The organism is Streptomyces ureilyticus, assembly GCF_011045025.1.
Lineage (GTDB): Bacteria > Actinomycetota > Actinomycetes > Streptomycetales > Streptomycetaceae > Streptomyces > Streptomyces ureilyticus.
This window is the reverse complement of sequence record NZ_JAAKZX010000180.1, coordinates 1-20,012: the sequence shown is the minus strand read 5'-3', so window position 1 is coordinate 20,012 and position 20,012 is coordinate 1. Positions and strand designations below refer to the sequence as shown.

Sequence of the window (20,012 nt, the reverse complement as noted above, 5' to 3'; positions counted from 1 at the left end):
TGTGGAGGGTGAGGAGTTGGCGCGGGTGGCGTCGGTGGCGGACCGCGGCATGGCGCACCACCTGGGCGACGGCCCCGGACACCACGACGGCTCGCGCCTCGCGCCCGCGCTGAAGCCCAACGCCAAGCGGCCCACCGGCCGGGCGGGTGTCGCGGCGAACGTGCCCAAGCCGGACCTGCGTTCGCTGCCCGCCTGGGGCATCACCATCACCGACGGCGAGGAAGGGAACGTACCGGGCAAGGACTACCTCGCCTTCAGCGCCAACGTCTGGAACGCCGGTCCCGCCCCGCTCGTCGTGGACGGCTTCCGCAGCCCCGGCAAGGACCTGATGGACGCGTACCAGTACTTCTACGACGCCGACGGCAAGCAGGTCGGGTACGCGCCCACGGGCACCATGGAGTGGGACTCGCGGGAGGGCCACAACCACTGGCACTTCACCGACTTCGCGAGCTACCGGCTGCTGAGCGAGGACCAGACCAAGGAGGTGCGCAGCGGCAAGGAGGCGTTCTGCCTGGCCAACACCGACGCGGTCGACTACACGGTGAAGAACGCCAACTGGCACCCGGAGAACACCGATCTGTCGACCGCCTGCGGCGGGGAGAACTCGATCTCCGTCCGCGAGGTCCTCGACGTCGGCTCCGGCGACACGTACACCCAGGACCTGCCCGGTCAGTCCTTCGACATCACCGACCTGCCGAACGGCACGTACTACATCCAGGTCATCGCCAACCCGGAGAAGCGCCTCCAGGAGACGAACACCGGCAACAACGTCGCGCTGCGCAAGGTCGTCCTGAGCGGTGAGCCGGGCGCCCGCTCGGTGACCGTGCCGCCGCACGAGCTGATCGACGCCCCGTAGGCGGCGGCGGTGCTCCTGGGACCCGTCGCTTCGGCGCGGGCCTCAGGGGCACCGGCGCTGCGTCCCGGTGGTTACCGCGGCTCTCGTGGATGAGCAACGGAGTCCCTTGCTACGGTGCGGCGATGTCATCGATCAAACAGTTCCAAGTCACCTTCGACTGCGCAGAACCTGCGCGCCTCGCCGGTTTTTGGTGCGAGGTGCTGGGGTACGTCGTGCCGCCGATCCCGGAGGGGTTTGCCACTTGGGAGGACTACCATCGCTCGCTGCCGCCTGAGGATGAGGTCATCTACTTCGCGTGCAGTGATCCCTCGGGTGCGGGCCCGCGCCTGCTCTTCCAGCGCGTTCCCGAAGGGAAGATCGTCAAGAATCGGGTGCATCTCGACGTGCGGGCCGGCACCGGACTCGTGGGTGAAGAGCGCCTCGCCACACTGGAAGCCGAATGCGCACGGCTGGTCGCGCTCGGTGCGGTACACGTGCGAACGCTGCTCGCCGATGACGACAACGAGTCGTGCATCGTGATGCAGGACATCGAGGGCAACGAGTTCTGTCTCGACTGAGCCTCCTCCTGTGAGGGCGAGGTGGTGAAGTCGTGCGATGCCGAGCGTCGCGCCAGATTGAAACCCCAGGTCATCGGCCTGGGGTTTGTTGCTTGCCTCAATGGCTCAGCCCTGGCCGTCCCTGCACTGCTGGGCCGCGTTGCAGCCCCGGTTGTAGTCGTTCGCCGGGATCGCCGGGATGTTCAGGTCCTGGTCCGGGCTGAGGTTGGCGGTCGGGTCGGCTTCCGGGTTGTAGCGGTAGTTGGAGACGTAGTTGGGATTCGGCACCCACTGTTCCTCGTTGAAGGTGATGCTCTGCGGCTCGAGCCGGCCGTTGACCGCCCGTCCCGTCATGCGGTAGATCTGCACGCCGGTGATCGCCTGGGGCGGAATCCTGTGGAAGAAGGCCCATTCGTCCTGGCTCCGGTAGTGGTCGTACATGGCCGGGTCCCCACGGAGCTGGTCGGGAACGTACAGGAGGACGTTCGCGAACTGCGGGTTGATCGTGTAGACGAAGGTCCTGGCTTCGACGGTCGAGTGTATGCAGTGGCTCATGATGAGCCATCCCACGACCGGGATGCTCTCGCCGATCGTCCAGCCCGGCCCCTGGCAACGCGGCTCACCGGCCTGGTTCGCGAGGTTGATCTGCCCCTGGCTCCGGGCGAACGGCACCGCGACGTCCCGCGAACCCGACGTGGAGATGTATCCGCTGTCGTAGGACCCGGCTCCGCCGTGGACATGGGACCTGAGGTCGTAGTTCGTTCCCCGGGCTGTGAAGCCGTTGGCGAAGATGTCGTTCGGGCTCCGGGAGTCGCCGCGGTACACCACACCGGGCGGCTGGCCCTGCGACACCGAGCCGCTGGGCTCGTTCTGCGCGCTCGCGGAACCGGTGGTCGCCACGAGCGCCCCGGTGGCGACCAGCGTCACGAGAAGGAACTGCAGGACGAGATGGAAGGGCTTCGGCAGTCGGCGCTGCGTCTACCACCGAGGCGCGCCGCGCTGGGGGCCCGCCACTGTGTGTGAGTGGGACATTACGTGGTTCTCCCGTGCTCGGTCTGCCGCTGTCCGGCCTGACTGCACCGAGGCTGGCGAGGGGAGAGTTGATGGTCACCCCCGTTTCATCAGGGAAATCAATCCGCGCTGGGTGAGGTCTTGATTGGCGGAGGGTTCGTTCGGTACGGCCGGCATGGCGGGGGTCGGGTCGGCGACGCGCGAGTCGCCTGTCGCCCTCGTCGCTCGCAGCCACGGTCGCCGCCGCGCGCTCCTCAGCCGGCTCCGGTCGTGATCAGAGAGCCGGATCCGGCGGCCCCACGATCGCCCGCAGCGCCGCAAGGTGCCCCTGATACGCATCCCGCCCTCGCCGGGTCAGCCGGAGCCACACTCGCTGCCGGGTGTCGCGGACGGCCTTGCGCTGCTCGACGTAACCGGCGTCCATCAGCACGGTGACGTGCTTGCTCAGCACGGAGGCGGAGAGATCGAGCCGCTTTTGGACCAGACCGAACTCCGCCTCGCCCGCGGCGTCCAGAAGGGCACAGATACGCAGCCGGTTCGGGGCGTGGATGGTGGTGTCGAAACCCTCCAGCCGGTCGTGGATTTCGGCGCTCTCGGCGCTCACGGGGTCTTCCGGTGCAGGCGTACGAAGGCAAGGTGGAAGCCGACGGACACGGCGGCACCGATCAGCGAGGCCGCGATCAGCCACACCGGCCGTCCCGTGGCGCGGAAAGCGAACGCTGCCCCCACCACCAGCGCGGGCAGGCCGACCGCGAGCGGCACGGTCGCCCGCTTCGGCAGCACGTCGAACCGCAGCGCCACCCCGGTCTTGGTGCGCCACGCCTTCCCCGCGACGGCGAAGAGCGCCAGGTACACCGCGGCGCTCGTCAGGATGATGGCCATCCACGCGGAGCGCGGCAGCAGCCAGTCCGGGTCGGCCATGAAGCCTCCGAACGTGATCGGGATCGCGGCGATGTAGAGCGTGAGCGTGACGAAGAACCAGTTCGGCCACGGTGCGGCCGACAGTGCCGCGGCGGAGGCCCGGACGTGCTCGGTGTCGGCCAGAGCGGCATGGGCCTGCTCCGGCGTCAGTCGTACCCCGTGAGTTTCCATACCGGAAAGAGTAGCGGCTAGTTTCCACTATGGAAAGAGACGAGTTTCCAGTACGGCAAGTGACCGGCTCGGCCGCTCTGCCTCTGTCTCAAGGCACCGGCGTCACCCGGCCGCCGATCGGCGCCTACCGCACCACGAGGTGACCTGAAAGAAGTTCTCGGATCAAGGCAACCCTGTGAAGGGCCTGTGACCACAAGGAGTCGGATCCGGCCATCCGGTAGCTGAATCCACCTTTCCTCCGGTGAACGTCATGCAAGGAGAGCACCTCCCCCATGAACAACCCCACGAACGGCGGACGCCGCGGGCGTCACCGCCGTCGCTGGACCGCCACCAGCCTGCTGCTCGGCGTGCCCGCCATCGTCGTGCCGTATCTCCTGTTCACGCAGGAGGACTCGCAGGCCGCGACGGTCGACGGCAACGCCTACTACCGGCTGGTTTCCGTACGTAGCGGCAAGGTGCTGGACGTCAACGCCTTCTCCACAGCCGACGGCACCCGCATCCAGCAGTGGACCGACCAGAGCACCGCCAACCAGCAGTGGAAGCTGAGACCCACCGGGGACGGCTACTACGAGCTGATGAACCGCAACAGCGGCAAAGTACTGGGCATAGCGGGCGATTCAACCGCCCGGGCGGCCGCCGCCGAGCAGCAGACCGACAGCTCCTCCGCCTCCCAGGAGTGGCGGATCGACGAGGTGAGCGGTTCCGACGCCGTCACCTTCACCTCCCGCGGGAGCGGCCAGGTCCTGGACGTCTCCGGAGGCTCCAAGGCCCAGGGCGCAGCAATCATCCAGTATCCCGGCAAGGGCAGCACCAACCAGCAGTGGAAGCTGGTGAAAACGGCCGAGACCCAGGCGGCCCAGAACCAGGCAGCCGGGACCGGCGGGTCACAGACCACGGCCGCGGCCGGACCGTATGTGTGGAAGAACGCCCAGGTGGTGGGCGGCGGTTACGTCACCGGGCTGGTGTTCAACCCACGGGAGAAGGGCCTGCTGTACGCGCGCACCGACATGGGCGGCGCCTACCGCTGGGACACCGGGGCCGAGCAGTGGCTCCCGCTGACCGACTGGGCCGGCGAGAAGGACTGGAACCTGCTGGGCATCGACTCGGTGGCCACCGACCCCGTCGACCCCGACCGGCTCTACCTCGGCGCGGGCACCTACACCAACGAGTGGGCCGGCAACGGCGCGATCCTGCGCTCCACCGACCGGGGCCGCACCTTCAAGCGCACCGAGCTGCCCTTCAAGCTGGGCGCCAACGAGCACGGCCGCGGGGCGGGCGAACGGCTCGTGACCAACCCCGCGGACAACGGCACCCTGCTGCTTGGCACCCGCAAGAACGGCCTGTGGCGCAGCACCGACCACGGCGTGACATGGAGCCAGGTCTCCTCGTTCCCCGTCAAGGACGGGGCGAGCAGCGGAGGAGGCATCTCCTTCGTGACGTACGGCCCGGCCGACAGCAAGACGATCTACGTCGGCGTCGCCGACCGGTCCACCTCCCTGTACCGCTCCACCGACGGCGGCAGCACCTGGCAGGCCGTCTCCGGGCAGCCCACGGGCCAGCTGCCGCAGCACGGCGTGCTCTCCGGTGACGGCTCGCTGTACCTGACGTACACCAACACCCTTGGACCCAACGACGTGACGGCGGGTTCGGTGTGGAAGTACACGCCGACCGGCGGGGCGTGGAAGAACATCTCCCCGTCCGAGGGCAGCTACGGGTTCTCCGGTCTGGCCGTCGACCCGCAGAAGCCGTCCACGGTGATGGTCACCACCCTCGGCCGCTGGTGGCCGGAAGACGAGATCTACCGGACCACCGACGGCGGCACGACCTGGAAGGCACTGGCCGAGAAATCGGTGCGGAATGCCTCCGCCGCTCCTTACGTCGGTACCGGCACCGGGCACTGGATGACCGCGCTGGCCATCGATCCCTTCAACTCCGGGCATGTGCTGTACGGCACCGGCAGCGGCATCTTGCGCAGCAAAGACGCCAACGCCTCCGACAGCGGCGGCAGCAGCCACTGGAGCGTGGGCGCCCGAGGGCTGGAGGAGACCGCGCTGCTGGACGCGATTGCCCCGCCCGGCGGTGCCGAAGTCGTCACCGCCATGGGCGACCTGGGCGGTTTCCGCCACGACTCCCTCACCGAGGTGCCCGCCGGGCGACTGAAGAACCCGATGATGACCAACAGCACCGACATCGACTTCGCCCAGTCCAACCCCGAGATGATGGTCCGGGTCGGCCGTGGCGGCGACAAGGACGGCGCCTACTCCACCGACGGCGGCAGCAGCTGGACCGGCTTCAAGGCAGAGCCGGTGGGCAGCGCCGACAGCGGCCAGGTCGCGCTCGCGGCGGACGGTTCCGCCATCGTCTGGACCGAGGCCGGTCAGGCCCCGTACCGCTCCACCGACAAGGGCGCGAGCTGGTCGAAGGTCAGCGGTCTGGGCACCGGCGCCGTGGTCGTCGCCGACCGCTCCTCGGCCAAGAACTTCTACTCGCTGGCCGACGGCACGCTCTACGCCAGCACCGACGGCGGCGCGACCTTCACCGCACGCGCCACCAACCTGCCCTCCGGCCGGCTCACGGCCGTCCCCGGCATCGCCGGAGACCTGTGGATCGCCGGCGGCGGCAAGGGAGTGCTGCACTCCACCGACGGCGGCCGCACCTTCACCACGCTCGGGGCGGTGCAGTCCGCCTCCGCCCTCGGCTTCGGCAAGGCCGCGCCGGACGCCTCGTACCAGGCCCTGTACCTGATCGGCACCGTCAAGGACGTCACCGGCGTCTTCCGCTCCACCGACAAGGGCGCCACCTGGCTCCGCGTCAACGACGACGCTCACCAGTGGGGCAGCATCGGCAGCACCGGCGTCATCACCGGCGACCCCGACACCTACGGGCGCGTCTACGTCGGCACCAACGGACGCGGCCTCCAGTACGGCGACCCGTCCTGACCCAACGCCCGAGCGGGGCCGCAGGCACCACGGCCTGCGGCCCCGCCATGGCGCTGGTGCACGAGCGGGGCGCCCGGGTGCTTGTCCCGGCCGCGTTCCATGGCTCAGGCGGTCCCTGTCTTAGGAATTCCCACACTTCGAATCAGAGTGATATGCATCACGCCGGAATTTTGACCCAATAGGATGGATTGGCGGATTACTACTGGTAATAGCTACGCCCTTTTGAATCCCAATCGGACATTCTCCACCGCAGGTGGTAATTCAACCGATTTTCCAGACCGGTGAATTTGGCGCCCGCGGCCGCGACAGAACCTCTTCGGCCTGGTCACTGGTGTGTGCGGGTGGCGGAAATTGTGTGGCGACGACTGGATCCGTACGTTCTCATGGCCTGGGTGAACCTCGTCGGCACAGCGCGACAGCAGGATGGGTGTTCGTTGCCCGGTGCGCTCGCCGATCCCCATAATGACCGGGCTCGCCAGCGCCGCGCTGCTTTGCTGCCCAATGTCGGACCACTGAGTGAGGTCACGTATGAACAAGCATCGCCAGAGAAAAAAGCGCCGGAAGATGTCCCGTACCGCAGTCATCGTGGTGACTGTGGGCGCCGTGGGTATTCCTTCGGCCGTGCTGGCGAGCGGTAGCGGGCTGGGAGGCCTGCGCAGCGTGGCCTCCTCCTGGCTGGGATCGGGCACATCGGATCCGGTGGACGACCCGGCGCCCTCGCGGACGCGCGCCGCGCCCCCGGCCACCTCCGAGGCGGACACGCCTACCCCTGCCACTCCGGCCAGAACCCCCAGCACGTCCCCCTCGCCGTCCAGCAGCCCGACCCCTACCCGTACCCCCAGCACGCCCAAGAGGTCTGCTTCGCCTTCAAGCACTCCGCCAAGCACTCCGAAGGCCACGCGTTCCCGCAGTGCTCCCCGCACCTCCGCCGGCAGTACGGACTCCGGTCCCACGAATCGGGTGCTGGCTCTGGTCAACTCCGAGCGCGAGAAGGCAGGTTGCGGGCCGGTGGCCGAGAACGCCATGCTCACCAAGGCCGCTCAGAACCACAGCCAGGACATGGCCGATCACAAGAACATGTCTCACACCGGTTCCGACGGTTCGTCCATGACCGACCGTCTCGCCCGTGTCGGGTACAACTACAGGTCGGCGGGCGAGAACGTCGCCGCCGGATACGGCACTCCCGAAAGCGTCATGGACGGCTGGATGGCCAGCCCCGGCCACAAGGCCAACATCCTCAACTGTGGCTTCAAGGAGATCGGTATCGGCCTGGCGCAGCCCGGCAACTACTGGACCCAGAACTTCGGGTCGTAGCCGGACAGCGCCCCCGGCATCGGCCGGCCAGTCCTCCTTCCCCAGCAACGACCGCGGGTGAGCTCAACAGGCGGTCTCAAACGGGTGGGCTCAACGCGTGGGCTCAACGGGTGGGTTCAAGGGGTGGTCTCAACGCCGGACGTCTGCCCCCGGCGCAGCGTCTGGGGCGACTGCGCGGCCTCGGCGGCCTCCGCCTTGGCGTCGCTCACCGCGGCAGCGGCCTCCTTCTCGGCCTCGTCAGCGGCCGCCGCGGCGTCGAGCGAAGCCGACCAGCCTGCATCGAGCTCCGGAGTCCGGCCTTCGGCCGACGTGTCGTCGGCGGTGGCGGTGGCGGCTTCCTCAGATTGCGCGGGTTTGGGAGGACCTGCAGTCGACTGATCACCGAACGCATGGGTGACAGTCCGAACCGCCTCGGTCAGCTCCCCCGGGATCACCCAGAACGTGTTGTTGTCACTGCTCGCCAGGTGCGGGAGCGTCTCGAGGTACTTGTAGGCAAGCACCTTCGGGTCGGCGTTGTTGCGATGGACGGCCTGGAAGACGAGTTCCACCGCCTTCGCCTCGCCGTCCGCCCGCAAGATCATGGCCTGTTGCGTGCCCTGGGCCTCGAGGATGTCCTTCTGCTTCGTACCTTCCGCTGTGAGGATCTTGGCCTGCCGCTCCCCTTCGGCGTGCAGGATGGCCGCGCGCTTGTCACGCTCGGCCCGCATCTGCTTCTCCATCGCTTCCTTGATGGTGTGCGGTGGATCGATGGCCTTGATCTCGACGCGGTTGACCCGGATGCCCCACTTGCCGGTGGCATCGTCGAGGACGGCGCGGAGCCGGGAGTTGATCTCCTCACGTGAGGTGAGCGTCTCCTCCAGGTCCATGCTGCCGATGACGTTCCGCAGCGTGGTCACGGTGAGCTGATCGATCGCCTGTAGGTAATCGGCGACCTCGTAGGCCGCCGACCGTGGGTCGGTGATCTGGTAGTAGAGCACGGTGTCGATGTTCACCACGAGGTTGTCCTCGGTGATCACCGGCCTGGGGTCGGACGAATAGACCTGCTCGCGCACGTCAAGTTTGGTGTTGATGCGGTCCGCCACCGGCAGAACCAGGTTCAGGCCGGGTTGCAGCGTCCGGCGGTATCTGCCGAACCGCTCGATGTTGTAGCGGCGCGCCTGCGGGACGATCCGCACGCTGGAGGCCACGAGGAAGACGACAACGATGGCCGCCACGAGAGTGAGGACGACAACTGGATCCACAGTGCCTCCGTTGCTGTGTGTTCAGCCGTTCATGCTGCTGCGTGTTCAGCCGTACATGTTGCTGTGTGTTCAAGCCGTACATGCTGCTGTGCGTTCTCAGCCGTTCATGGAAGGAGTTCGCGGGGATAGACGATGGCCGTGGCGCCTTCGATCTCCATGACATCCACCAGCGCTCCCACCGGGATCACCAGGCTTTCGTCGAAGGCACGGGCGGACCACTCCTCGCCGGACAGTTTGATCAGGCCGCGGGTCGCGGTGACCTCCTGCATGACCTCGGCCCGCTTGCCGATCAGCGCATCACTGCCCTCGTAGGTGAGGGGTTGTTGTTCCATATGCCGCAGCGCGACAGGACGGACGAGGAGGAGACCCGCTGCCGCTGCCACTCCGAGGGCCACGAGCTGGCCGAGAAGGCCGATTCCCACACCGGCGACCACGGCGGCGACCAACGCGGCGCCCGCCAGCAACCCGAAGACCAGCGTCAGAGTGAAGAACTCCGCGGCACCCAGTGCCGCGGCGGCGAACAGCCATACGAACCACGGCATCGAATCGCCCTCCTTGAGAGGCCTTGCCCACCAAGCTACCTCCCGGACCACCGGGCAGAACAGGGATCGTGACGGGCCGCGGTACCGGTATGCGCCGCTCCGGCAAGGAGCCGGTCCGGAAAGCTGCCGGACACCGCACAAGCAGGCGCAACCCGGCTGATGGCACGCTTCCGCGCATGACCGGTGTCCGCGAAGTGACCTCCGTCCCCTCCTCAAGCACCCCCGGTGGTTCCTCGTCGTCCTCGGTACGGCCGGGGTAGGCCTAGCCGGGGCAAGCCTGGCCGTCGTGCGCCTGGTGTACGGGGGCGGGTTCCGGGACGTGTGGGCGTACGTGGGCCTGTTTGTCGCACTGGTGGGCATCGCGTGCTTCTACGGGGCCGTCGCCCAGGTGAGCGCCGACGCGTACGGTCTGCACTCCCGGACGCTGCTGCGCCGGCGGAACGTGCCGTGGCGCGACATCGCCGACCTGCGCGTATACGTGCAGTACGGGCGCAACGGAGAGGAGATCCACCGCGTCAGCGTGGCGCTGCGCGGCGGACGTACACGGCGCCTGCCCCTGCCGACGAGCATGTCCGTCGACGACCGACCGGACTTCGACGCGAAGCTGGACACGCTCCGCGCGCTGCACCGCCGGTACGGAGCATCGGAATCGGACTACGTCCCCGTCATTACGTACCGCTCCGCCGGGCGCGGCTCGGCCGTGGCCCTGAGCCTGTGTGCGCTGCTGCTCGCGGGGGCGGGCCTGGCCGCCTGGTTCGTGCCGGTCGCGGAGTCGAAGAAACAGGCGTGGACGTCGGCTGTCCCGTGCACCACCGAGACGCCCGCCGCTGAACGCGGCAAGTGCCTGACCACCCTGCCGGCCGTGATCGCGCGGACCGACGTCGGCACCGGGAAGCAGAGCAGCTGGCTGTACTTCGCCGACGGCCGGCCACTGGAGCGACTCTCGGTCTCGCAGGAAGGAGCCCAGGGCTTCCGGCCCGCCCGCTTCCTGGAGTCCACCGACTACAACCCGAACAACTTCGGCACCCACATCGTCCTCGGCGACGGCCCACCCGCCGTCACCCCCCACCCCGGCCCGGGCCGCTTCGCGGCGAAACGGATCCCGGTGGAACGTCTCACCGTCAAGGACGTACGGCGCCCGCGCGGCAGCGACGGCGACACCGTCCCCCGAAGCTGGCACATCGCCGAACTCGACGACGCGGGCAACCCGGTCCACCTAGCGGCCGCCCCCGCCGACCTGACCCGCATCATCTACGCGCTGAGCTCTGCGAGAACCCGCGCGAACTCCCCACGCCTCTAGGGGTTTTCGTTGGAATCACTGCATCGCTTCCTGGGACAGCCAGCCAGAAGGGAGCGGCATACGGGTCGAGGCACTGGCCGCGGCGTCAGCCTGGCCTTGCGGAACTGGAACTAATCGGTTTCCGCCGACGTCATGCCGTTCGTGACACAGGGTGGAAGCACGATGGGCGAGGAGCCGACATGGGCAGAGCTTCTGCTCAACTCTGCTCTCATGGGCGCTGTCCCGGTCGTCGTCGGAGGCGCGGTACTCCTCTCCTTCATCGGGCTGACGATGTGGGCGACAGCGCCACTGCGACGACGCAGGCGTACAGGCTCCTCCCCTGATGCCTAGCCACCTTCCGTTCGGATCACCGGGCGGACCAGGGGCGTCAAGAGCCCCGTCTCCGCCCAAGCGCCGTCGCTTCCCAAGCCGAGAGCGCGAGTTCGATCCTCGTCACCCGCCCCAGGCGAAACCCCATGTCAGTGACCTGGGGTTTCTGTCTTGCCGCTGTCTCTCCTGCTGCCATCCTGCCGTTCCCTCAAGAACGCTGTTGGACGGTTCGCCGCACAGTGCCACCCATGGTCTTTGGGTCTTCGCATCCGGCTACGCGGCTGCGCTGCCCTGGTCTCCGCTCGCTGGCATCCGCACTTTGTGGTCCCCGAAATCGGCGACAGGTCCAGCCTGCCGCCGAGTGCCTCGACATAGCGTGCAACGACATCGAGAGCGGCGACCTCACCGTGCTCAATCTGGGACACGCGCGCAATGCTCACCCCCATGCGAGCCGCCACGTCCATCTGAGCCAGCCCGTTCTGCTTGCGCGCCTCAGCCAGTTGATGCCCACGGGCCTCCGCCAGAAGGCGGCGCGAGCCGGCTTCCACCTCGACAGGATCCACACCGGCCGAATACAGCTCCTGCTCCAGGGTCTCCCAGTCCTGCGGGGTCTTCTTGGGCATGCCCCTCCTCCTCAAATCCTCCGTGTCACCGCTGTAGTCGCGGTAGAGCTGTTCAGCCAGAGGAATGTTGTCGCGGTACCAGCGCTCCCAGTTTCCAGCCTTGTCGCCCCCAAGGAGCAGGAGGGCCGAACGCGTCGGGTCGAAGGCGAAGATGATCCGAATCTCGGACCGACCGCCCGATCCCGGCCTCAATTCCTTGAGGTGATGCGGCTCCGATCCCTTGAGCCGGTGCACGAGGGGACGCCCCAGAGTGGGACCCGTCTCACGCAAAGCGGCAACAGCCTGGGCTACCTGGGGGGCCGAGCCGAGATCTTCCTTGATCATCTGCCTGAACCATTCCGCGTACTCATCGGTGACCTTGAACGCCCAGCTCAAGACGGCTCCGCTCGACACCAGCGCCACGGCTTAAGGTGCTGTTGTGGAATTCATCCCTGACCGCTTCACGCCGGACGAGCCCAGCGCGCGGCTGCTGCGCCTTACAGAAGCGTGAAGGACGTGCCGTCCGGCCACGCCATTGTTTGTGGAGCACCCTGGTAAGGGTGGCAACACCAAGAGTATGGTCTGTTGTATGGCGACTACCAAGAAGGTGACGGTGACGATCCCCGCGGATCTCCTGGACGAGATCCGCGGCGAGGCGGCGGAGCGGGGCCTGTCGGCGTACGTAGCCGAGGCGCTTCGCTTCAAGCGCGACCGCGACCGGCTACGGGAACTGTCCGACTGGCTGCAAGAGGAACACGGCCCGCTCAGCGAGGAGGAGCGCACGGCAGCGTTCGAGGAACTGGAGGATCTCGACGCCGAGCACGAGCGCCGCAGCGCAGTCGGCAACCACGACGCCGGAGAGGCCGCGTGAAGAAGCGGGCCGGTGAGCACAGGCAGCGGCCACTGCGCGTCTTCGTACTCGACTGCGAAGCGCTGTCCCTGGCCGTGCGAGGCGATCGCAAGATGATCGCCTGGATCGACCTCGCAGCTCGAGGCGAAGCCGAGGTGGTGACGTCTCCGATGACGCTGGTCGAAGCGTACGACGGCAGGACCACCGAGCAGCGCTGGGACTGGGTGCTCTCGCGGCTCAAGGTCGCCGAGATCGGAAAGGACGAGGCCCGCCAGGCCCGCCGGCTCCTAGCCGACGCGAAGTTGCACGGACACAAGTACGCGATCGACGCCGTGCTCGCCGTCATCGCCCGACAGCAGAAGGGGCAGGTCACGGTCTTCACCTCGGACGTGGACGACCTGGAGCAACTGGTCCCGGACTCGATCGTCGTCAAGAGGGTGTAACCCCACGCTCTGATCTCGGTTTTCGCAAGATGCGGGACGCCGAACTCCCCGTCCCACTCACCGACGAAGGCCCCACGATCCACGAGGCCGACGTGGACGACGCGTTGAGCTGCAACCATCTGGCCCGCGCCATCATGGCGACCACCACCCTGGACGAGGTGGAGGCGCACAGCCGCGAAGTCTGCAGCTACGCGGAGATCGACTACGAACGCGACAAGGCCGCATGGCTCAAGGAGCAGCCACCGGTGAAGCTCGACCCTGAGACCGTGCTGTCCCAACTCGACCAGTTCGAGGCCGAAGCCCGAAGCCGCGGAGTCACCCACACGACGTTCCGCCGCAACACCGAGGCGCTGAACCTCAACGGCTCCCTGCGCGAGGACCTGCGCCAACTGCTCATCAGCAGCCGTCCGCAGCAGTACGCCGCACCACTATGGAACATGACGGCCAGTGGCACGACGGGCCACGGGAACCCGACACCATGAGCGCATCAGCAGCGACCTCGGCCTGAGCGTGCAGGACGCGACCGGCGGCGGCACGAAAAACCCGGGGCAGGCAATCACACAGCTCACCGTGCAGCGCTGCCGCCGACTCGGCGACCGCAGTCGAGATGCTCTCCAGAGGCGTCACCTTCTCGGTGCTGCCGGCTTCTGCAGCCGGTTCATGCGTGTCCTTCTGCTGGGTGCGACTCTGGAAGTCTCGATACTCAGGGAAGCGGTCGAGGTAGCTCGGATCGATCACGTCCGGCGGGTTGGTGAGCACCTCGCGCCCGCGATCGGCGATCTGTACTTCGCCGCGGGCAGGGCGACTCACAAGTCCGGCCTGGAAGAGGTGCGTGTTGGCCCAGAGCACGCGGGTGTCCAGCCGGGTACTACCGCCCGGCGTGGCTTCAAGACGGTCCTGCTCGGAAAGCCCGAACTCGCCAATGCACTCGTCGCGCAGCTCCCGCCAGTGCTTCGGCTCCCCACCAGCCAAGCGGCGCAGGATCGGCAGCGTGAATTCGTAGAACCGCGGTACCGCCACCGCTGCCCCCTGTCCCTCGGCGAGAGCATCGAACCGGCTCATCACTGCCAGGAGCCTAACGCCGGCCACTGGCAACGGCCCCGTGGCTGCCAGCCGCGGATCCAACGACCGGCCGCACTGACATGCTGCGATGAGAAGCACATCCGTCTCAATGTCCGTCTCATTCACCGCCGGTCAAGGCTGTTCATCGCTGTACGGCGACACTCGTCCGCCCCTCAGAAGAGCCCCACATGTACGCAGGTGAACGGCTCTGTACATGGGCCGACGAGGCACCAACACAGTTGGAAAAGCGTGCGCCTGCTCGCGGCCCGCGCGAGAAGTGGTGCGCGGCCGGCGCTGGCAGGTCGTTCCCTGGCCATCGACGAAGCCCGGCCGTCGGTTAGGTCCCGGACATGTCTCCGGGCCGCCCCCGGACAGGCCGGGGATGCAACCATTCCCTTCAGAGCTGGAACCGTTCCTAAACAGTGTCCAGGAGTGCCATTTGCTGCCAGCTCCTGGAACTGCGCGCATCCCGAACGGTGTTGGATGCGCTGGTCTCCCGCGTTCGCTGTGTCCGCGTCCGACTGCGTGCATCGTGTGCACGCTCCGTGACGGGTGGGCGGGTTCCCTCACGCCCTCGTGCGCCTGGTTCAGGGATCCGAAAGATGCCCATCTCCGGCCGCCTGAGCGTGGTCTTCTCCCAGCCAGAAGCCCTGTAGCCCCGGCCAGACCCGCCACCGCTGCCCGTGCCCGTCTCGGGGCCGTCACGCCACCGTGTTCAACAAATCGGCCAGCACGTCGGGCCGTTCCAGGGCGATGAAGTGGCCTGCCGTCGGCACCTGCGTGAAGTCGGCGGTCGGCAGCAGGTCCTTGTTGGCTTGCCTGTCCGAGGGGCGGGACCAGTCCTTCTCCCCGTAGATGAGGTGGATGGGCGCCTTGACCTCGGGGTAGCGGGAGCGGGCTGCGATGAGGCTGGGCAGGGCCTGGTAGACGGCCCGGGCGACCGTCGAGTAGCCGGGGCGGCGGCCCACCTGGAGGAGTTCGTCGACGTAGTCCGGCCGCAGTGCGGTCTTGTCGCCGAGGCCGCCCTCGAGGATTTTGCGGAGGGCGGGCTTGGGCTCCACGCCAGCGACGACCGGGCCCACTCCCGGTGTGAGGACACCGCTGACCACTACGCGAGCGAGGAGACTGGAGCGGGCGATTCCGTCGCGGAAGTCGTACGCGTTGACCGCGACGACGCGTCGTACGCGCTCCGGGAGGTCGGCCGCGGTGGTCAGGGCGAGCACCGCGCCCATGGACTCTCCGGCCAACGTCACGTCGTGGAGGTCGAGTTCGGTGAGGAGGCGTTTGACGCCCTCGCGCATGGCCGGCTCGTCGTACGACGCACCGGGCACGATCTCGGAGTAGCCCATCCCCGGCAGGTCGAGGGCGTACACGGTGTACCGGTCCGCGATCAGCGGGATGAGGTGGCGGAAGTGCTCGGCCTGGGTGCGCACGGTGTGCAGCAGGACAAGGGTGGCGCCGGTGCCCGCCTTGAGGTAGCGCAGGGTTCCCTCGCGGTTGTGGCGTCCTGCGCGCGGGGCGAGGGTGTGGCTGGTGGTCCCCGGGATGTGGATCGTGGGACGTGATTCCTGGCTGGGCATTTCGCCTGCTCCTCGTGTGTGAAGGACTACTTGGCCAGTTGGGCGTACAGAGCGGCCAGGTCGCCGGCCAGGCCTGCCTTGACCTGGCGTGAGATGTCGTCGGCGAGTACCTCGTACGCGCCTGTCTCGACGCCGTCGAGGGCGAGTGCGGCGACAGTGCGAGGGTCGGACTTGGGTGCGTCGACGCCCGCCGCCAGGTCCGTGTCCACGTAACCCACGTGCAGTCCGGTGACGGCGATGCCGCGCGGCTGCAGTTCCAGGCGCAGGGAGTTGGTCTGCGACCACAGGGCGGCCTTGGAGGCGCTGTAGGAGCCGCCGAGCGCGATCCAGGAGAGCACGGAGTGCATGGTGAGGAGGTGGCCGCCGCCGTTGCGTTCGATGATCGGCACGAAGGCCCGGGTGAGCAGCAGGGGGCCGTAGAAGTTGGTCTCGAACTCCCGGCGTACGTCGTCGACCGGGGAGTCGAGGAAGGACGCGCCGACCGCGGCACCGGCGTTGTTGATCAGTACGGTGACGTCTTCCGCCTGTGCGGCGGCCGCTGCCACGGACGCCGGGTCGGTGACCTCCAGCGCCACCGGGACGGCGTCGGGGTGCGTCACGCTGCGCGGGTCGCGGGCCGTGGCGTAGACCTTGCCGGCGCCGCGCGCATAGAGCTCTTCCACCAGGGCCTTGCCGATGCCGCGGCTGCCGCCGGTGACGAAGACGTTTGCGCCCTTCAGAGCGGTCATGACTACCTCCATGATGAGAACCACACCGAGAAACCGATCGGTTTCCGCTACCGTAAACCGATCGGTTTCAATGTGCAAGCTCAGAAGGGGACGCGTAACATCCCGAAGCGCGCGCCGCCCGCACGGCGACCAGGCGTCAGCGGTGGGCGGCGCGGTTCATCTCGAGTCCGGCTACTGCCTTGCCGTCTGCCCCGGCGGCGAGGACGTCCTGGGCCCCTACCTGGATGACCGCAAGACCTTCATGGACACCGTGCTGCGACTGCTCCAGGACAAGAAGGAGACCCTGTACGTCCTGCCGGGCTCGCACGCGCAGGAGTACGCCCAGCGCCGTTTCCCTCACAAGCCCGTCAAGGAAGTTACGGGCGGCTGGCAGCCCCCGGCGAAACGCTCCGCGTCCGGCTGACCGGCCGTCCGCCCCGGCGCCCCCTGGAAACCGATCAGTTTTCATTTTGTTGGAATCGAGTTAACCTCGCAGCATGACCACCGAGGCGAAGCCAAGCCCCCGAGAGCGGCTGCTGGATGCGGCGGCCACGCTCACCTACCGAGACGGTGTCGGTATCGGCGTCGAGGCCCTGTGCAAGGCGGCGGGGGTGTCGAAGCGCTCCATGTATCAGCTGTTCGCGAGCAAGGACGAACTGCTGGCGGCCAGTCTCGAGCAGCGCACTTCCGCCTACGTGGCGATGCTCCTGCCCGCGGCGGGCGATGGCCGTGAACCCCGCCAGCGGATCATGCACGTCTTCGAGCAGGTGGAATCGCAGGCGGGTACGCCCGAGTTCCGCGGCTGCCCGTACCTGGCCGCGCAGATCGAACTCAAGGATCAGAGCCATCCCGCGAGCCGGGTGGCCCACCAGGTCAAGGAAAACCTGACCGCCTATTTCCGCGCCGAGGCCGAGCAGGGCAGGGCAAGCGATCCGGACCTGCTGGCCCGGCAGCTCAGCATGGTCTTCGACGGCGCCAGCGCCCGCGCGGGAATCGGAGCCGACACACTGACGGGGCTTGTCGGGCCTACGGTGACCACGCTGCTCGACGCGGCGAGCGTGCGCTGACGCGTCACCTTTCCAGAACAACAACACTCCCTTACCGCCCGGCGCTTGGGGGAAGCCCAGCCCTGCGCGTCGGCGGCCGCCACGACGACGTATCGCTGCATGCGTAACTAGAGCCGGGAGAGATACGGCTGCGTGACGCCGAGCCGCTTTGCGGTCGCCGCGCGGATGACGTTCACGCGCCTCCCCTGCGCACCGATCCGACCCATGCCGTCATTCTCCCCGCTTGAGCTTGCGCACGAAAACCGATCGGTTTACGGTGGACAGGAAACCGATCGGTTTTTAATGAGCGCGGGAGACATGATGACGACACAACTGCCGGTGGCACTCGTGACGGGTGCGTCATCCGGCATCGGGAAGGAAACCGCGCTCGCACTGGTCGCAGCGGGTTTCGACGTGGTCGGCACAAGCCGCGACACCTCACGCGTCACTCCGCTTGGCGGCGTGACGTTCGTCGACCTCGACGTCGCCAGTGACGCCTCGGTCGCCGCCGCGGTGCAGGAGGTGAGCGAGCGGTTCGGGCGGATCGACGTCCTGGTCAACAACGCCGGCGTCGGCTCGACGGGTGCGGCCGAGGAGACCTCCGTCGCGCAGGCCCAGGCCGTCTTCGACACCAATGTGTTCGGGGTCATGCGCATGGTGACGGAGGTCCTGCCGCACATGCGCGCCCAGGGAAGGGGACGCATCATCAACATCTCGTCCGTACTCGGGTTCCTGCCCCAGCCGTACATGGCCGTCTACGCCGCCTCCAAGCACGCGATCGAGGGCTACTCCGAGTCGCTGGACCACGAGGTCCGCGAGTACGGCGTCCGGTCGCTTCTCGTCCAACCCGCCTACACCAGGACCGGATTCGAGGCCAACAGCGCGAAGCCCGACACGCCCCTGCACGCCTACGAGAAGCAGCGGCACATCGCCGACCGCGTGATGGCGGAGGCGATCAAGGACGGCGACGCCCCCGCCGTCGTCGCCAAGGCGATCGTCACGGCAGCGACCGACGCCAGGCCGAAGCTGCGCTACACCGCCGGCCCCGTGGCCGGACGCGCGCGCATACTGCGCCGCGTCGCTCCCTCCGGGGCCTTCGACAAGCAGATCCGCAAGATGAACAAGCTGGCCGGCTGACGCACAGGCGCTCCCTGGGCTTCCGAACAGCTCCCCCACCCCCACCAGACAGAGGGACCGTTTGATGCCAGAGCGCAATCCCATCCTGATCACCGGTGCCGCCGGCGAGATCGGTGGTGTGAGCCGGACGATGGTCGGCATGCTGCTTGAACAAGGGCATCCGGTACGTGCGTTCGTGCGCCAGGACGACGAACGCGCGCACTCGCTCCGCCAGGCCGGAGCCGAGGTCTTCGTCGGTGACCTGCTCACCATCGCCGACGTGACCGCCGCGCTGAAGGGCGTCCGGCGCATCTACTTCAGCATGAGCCTGTCGCCGTACTACACCGACGCTGTGAGCCTGATGGCCGCGGCGGCGCGGGCCCAGGGCGACATCGAGGTGTTCGTCAACATCTCCGAGTACGAGCAGTCGTTCATGACGTTCGAGAAGATGACCGCGCCGGAGGCGGAGCGGCGCGCGCACCTCGGCGGACTCGTCGCCGACTGGTCGCCGCAGCAGCGGGCCCACTGGGTCGCCGAGCGGGTACTGGAGTGGTCCGGCGTCCCGACCGTCAACGTGCAGGCGGCCTTCTTCATCGAGAACCCCATCATGACCTGGCTGGCCCTGGGCTCACTGGCCGACGGTGAACTGCGCCTGCCCTTCGGCGACCACCGGCTCGCACCCATCGCCGGTTACGACGTCGCGGAACTGTGCGCGAAGATCCTGGCCGACCCGGCGCCGCACATCTCCAAGTCCTACGCACTCACCGGTCCGGAGCTGAGGGACATGCACGGGATCGCGGACGACTTCGCGGCCGTGCTGGGACGCCCGGTCACCTACGTTCCCGAAGACATCGAAACCTGGAACGAGACCTACGTCGACACCAACATGGCCGCGTACCCGCACATCGCGGAGCACCTGAAGACCCTGACCCGGATCATCGGCCGCGGAGGATACGGCGGCATCACCGACGAGCTGGAAACCCTGCTCGGACGACCGCCGAAGACCGTGCGGTGGGCACTGGAGAACCATCCGCGCATCCGGAAGCTGGCGGCTGCCTGAGCCGCTGAGCGGTCTGGACCAGAACAAGAACGCCACGCCCTTGCCGACGACTGGACACGCAGGCGGTCATCGCCATCAGGATCGGGTGAGCCGTTCGACTTGGTGGTGGATGTGCTCCACGTGGTGCTCTGACGCCGTACATCTGAAGAGCTGTCACTGAGCGTCTCTGGAACTCTGTGTGTGCCTGAGTGACTCAGGCTTTTCGGGCGCGGCGTGGCCGTGTGCGGTCGCCGTGGTGGGGTCCGAACCTCGGGGCGAGGGGGTGGACCTCGGTGGCATGCACGTGGTGGAAGCCGGTCCGCTGGGCGGCGCGGGTGCGCCGCCGACAGGTTCCGCGGGAGAGCCGCACCCGCCCGGCCGGAGCAGGCTCCGGGCGGGGTGGGGCGGGTACTCCATGACCTGGCAC

At 67.8% G+C, this 20,012-nt stretch carries 20 protein-coding genes and 1 pseudogene; 12 read left to right on the top strand and 9 right to left on the bottom strand.

Annotated features, from left to right (window positions below; translation table 11 throughout):
* On the top strand, positions 1 to 856 hold an 856-nt coding region (locus G6048_RS36890; RefSeq protein WP_268979216.1), incomplete at its 5' end, for a lysyl oxidase family protein.
* 122 nt (positions 857 to 978) lie between these two features.
* Entirely contained in the window at positions 979 to 1,413 is a 435-nt protein-coding gene (locus tag G6048_RS36885) for a VOC family protein (RefSeq protein WP_165343949.1), read from the top strand.
* 105 nt (positions 1,414 to 1,518) lie between these two features.
* On the opposite strand, the gene G6048_RS36880 is transcribed toward G6048_RS36885, so the two are convergent.
* The 3 genes from G6048_RS36880 to G6048_RS36870 all read right to left on the bottom strand — a co-directional run bounded on the left by G6048_RS36880 (position 1,519) and on the right by G6048_RS36870 (position 3,495).
* Positions 1,519 to 2,319: a hypothetical protein gene (locus G6048_RS36880; RefSeq protein WP_165343948.1), complete on the bottom strand. Its 801-nt coding sequence runs from the start codon at positions 2,317 to 2,319 to the stop codon at positions 1,519 to 1,521.
* Positions 2,320 to 2,677: 358 nt separating this feature from the next.
* A complete protein-coding gene (locus tag G6048_RS36875; protein WP_165343947.1) occupies positions 2,678 to 3,007 on the bottom strand; it encodes a transcriptional regulator in 330 nt (109 codons plus the stop codon).
* Positions 3,004 to 3,495 carry a hypothetical protein gene (locus G6048_RS36870; RefSeq protein ID WP_165343946.1) on the bottom strand — a complete coding sequence of 164 codons (492 nt, stop codon included), beginning with the start codon at positions 3,493 to 3,495 and terminating at the stop codon, positions 3,004 to 3,006. Before G6048_RS36870 ends, G6048_RS36875 begins: the two co-directional genes overlap by 4 nt.
* A gap of 272 nt (positions 3,496 to 3,767) precedes the next feature.
* Between G6048_RS36870 and G6048_RS36865 the strand changes: the two genes are divergently transcribed.
* Positions 3,768 to 6,434 (top strand): RICIN domain-containing protein, encoded by a 2,667-nt coding sequence (locus tag G6048_RS36865; RefSeq protein ID WP_165343945.1) that lies wholly within the window; start codon positions 3,768 to 3,770, stop codon positions 6,432 to 6,434.
* Positions 6,435 to 7,394: 960 nt separating this feature from the next.
* The gene (locus G6048_RS50330; RefSeq protein ID WP_328828064.1) at positions 7,395 to 7,748 is read left to right on the top strand and encodes a CAP domain-containing protein; all 354 of its coding nucleotides are present in this window, start codon (positions 7,395 to 7,397) and stop codon (positions 7,746 to 7,748) included.
* A gap of 116 nt (positions 7,749 to 7,864) precedes the next feature.
* Here G6048_RS50330 and G6048_RS36855 read toward each other — a convergent pair whose 3' ends face one another.
* Positions 7,865 to 8,989, bottom strand: a complete 1,125-nt coding sequence (locus G6048_RS36855) for an SPFH domain-containing protein (RefSeq protein ID WP_165343943.1) — start codon at positions 8,987 to 8,989, stop codon at positions 7,865 to 7,867.
* Between the two features lie 104 nt (positions 8,990 to 9,093).
* Positions 9,094 to 9,531, bottom strand: coding sequence for an NfeD family protein (locus G6048_RS36850; protein WP_165343942.1), 438 nt, complete (start codon positions 9,529 to 9,531; stop codon positions 9,094 to 9,096).
* 286 nt (positions 9,532 to 9,817) lie between these two features.
* Here G6048_RS36850 and G6048_RS36845 point away from each other — a divergent pair, with 286 nt between their 5' ends.
* Positions 9,818 to 10,831 (top strand): PH domain-containing protein, encoded by a 1,014-nt coding sequence (locus G6048_RS36845; protein WP_328828060.1) that lies wholly within the window; start codon positions 9,818 to 9,820, stop codon positions 10,829 to 10,831.
* Between the two features lie 458 nt (positions 10,832 to 11,289).
* Here G6048_RS36845 and G6048_RS52080 read toward each other — a convergent pair whose 3' ends face one another.
* Positions 11,290 to 12,165, bottom strand: coding sequence for a type II toxin-antitoxin system RelE/ParE family toxin (locus tag G6048_RS52080; RefSeq protein WP_408056212.1), 876 nt, complete (start codon positions 12,163 to 12,165; stop codon positions 11,290 to 11,292).
* A 166-nt stretch (positions 12,166 to 12,331) separates the two neighbouring features.
* Between G6048_RS52080 and G6048_RS36830 the strand changes: the two genes are divergently transcribed.
* The 3 genes and pseudogenes from G6048_RS36830 to G6048_RS36820 form a co-directional block, all read left to right on the top strand.
* The gene (locus G6048_RS36830; protein ID WP_235990841.1) at positions 12,332 to 12,613 is read left to right on the top strand and encodes a CopG family transcriptional regulator; all 282 of its coding nucleotides are present in this window, start codon (positions 12,332 to 12,334) and stop codon (positions 12,611 to 12,613) included.
* A complete protein-coding gene (locus G6048_RS36825; RefSeq protein WP_165343940.1) occupies positions 12,610 to 13,035 on the top strand; it encodes a PIN domain-containing protein in 426 nt (141 codons plus the stop codon). Before G6048_RS36830 ends, G6048_RS36825 begins: the two co-directional genes overlap by 4 nt.
* A gap of 23 nt (positions 13,036 to 13,058) precedes the next feature.
* Positions 13,059 to 13,517 (top strand): annotated as a pseudogene (locus tag G6048_RS36820) (DUF1152 domain-containing protein); the annotation flags it as partial.
* Here the strand turns inward: G6048_RS36820 and G6048_RS36815 are convergent.
* The 3 genes from G6048_RS36815 to G6048_RS36805 form a co-directional block, all read right to left on the bottom strand.
* Complete coding sequence (locus tag G6048_RS36815) at positions 13,432 to 14,097, bottom strand: winged helix-turn-helix domain-containing protein (protein WP_165343938.1); 666 nt, start codon at positions 14,095 to 14,097, stop codon at positions 13,432 to 13,434. The pseudogene G6048_RS36820 and the gene G6048_RS36815 sit on opposite strands and share 86 nt — an antisense overlap.
* A gap of 701 nt (positions 14,098 to 14,798) precedes the next feature.
* Positions 14,799 to 15,677 (bottom strand): alpha/beta fold hydrolase, encoded by an 879-nt coding sequence (locus G6048_RS36810; protein ID WP_165343937.1) that lies wholly within the window; start codon positions 15,675 to 15,677, stop codon positions 14,799 to 14,801.
* 26 nt (positions 15,678 to 15,703) lie between these two features.
* Positions 15,704 to 16,405 carry an SDR family oxidoreductase gene (locus G6048_RS36805; RefSeq protein WP_165343936.1) on the bottom strand — a complete coding sequence of 234 codons (702 nt, stop codon included), beginning with the start codon at positions 16,403 to 16,405 and terminating at the stop codon, positions 15,704 to 15,706.
* A gap of 142 nt (positions 16,406 to 16,547) precedes the next feature.
* Between G6048_RS36805 and G6048_RS36800 the strand changes: the two genes are divergently transcribed.
* The 4 genes from G6048_RS36800 (at position 16,548) to G6048_RS36785 (ending at position 19,606) form a co-directional block, all read left to right on the top strand.
* Positions 16,548 to 16,808: a hypothetical protein gene (locus tag G6048_RS36800; RefSeq protein ID WP_235990839.1), complete on the top strand. Its 261-nt coding sequence runs from the start codon at positions 16,548 to 16,550 to the stop codon at positions 16,806 to 16,808.
* Between the two features lie 73 nt (positions 16,809 to 16,881).
* Positions 16,882 to 17,451 (top strand): TetR/AcrR family transcriptional regulator, encoded by a 570-nt coding sequence (locus tag G6048_RS36795; protein WP_165343935.1) that lies wholly within the window; start codon positions 16,882 to 16,884, stop codon positions 17,449 to 17,451.
* Between the two features lie 300 nt (positions 17,452 to 17,751).
* Positions 17,752 to 18,567, top strand: a complete 816-nt coding sequence (locus tag G6048_RS36790; RefSeq protein WP_165343951.1) for an oxidoreductase — start codon at positions 17,752 to 17,754, stop codon at positions 18,565 to 18,567.
* A gap of 64 nt (positions 18,568 to 18,631) precedes the next feature.
* On the top strand, positions 18,632 to 19,606 hold the full coding sequence (locus G6048_RS36785; protein ID WP_206342577.1) for an NmrA family NAD(P)-binding protein: 975 nt from the start codon (positions 18,632 to 18,634) through the stop codon (positions 19,604 to 19,606).
* Positions 19,607 to 20,012: the final 406 nt, after the last annotated feature.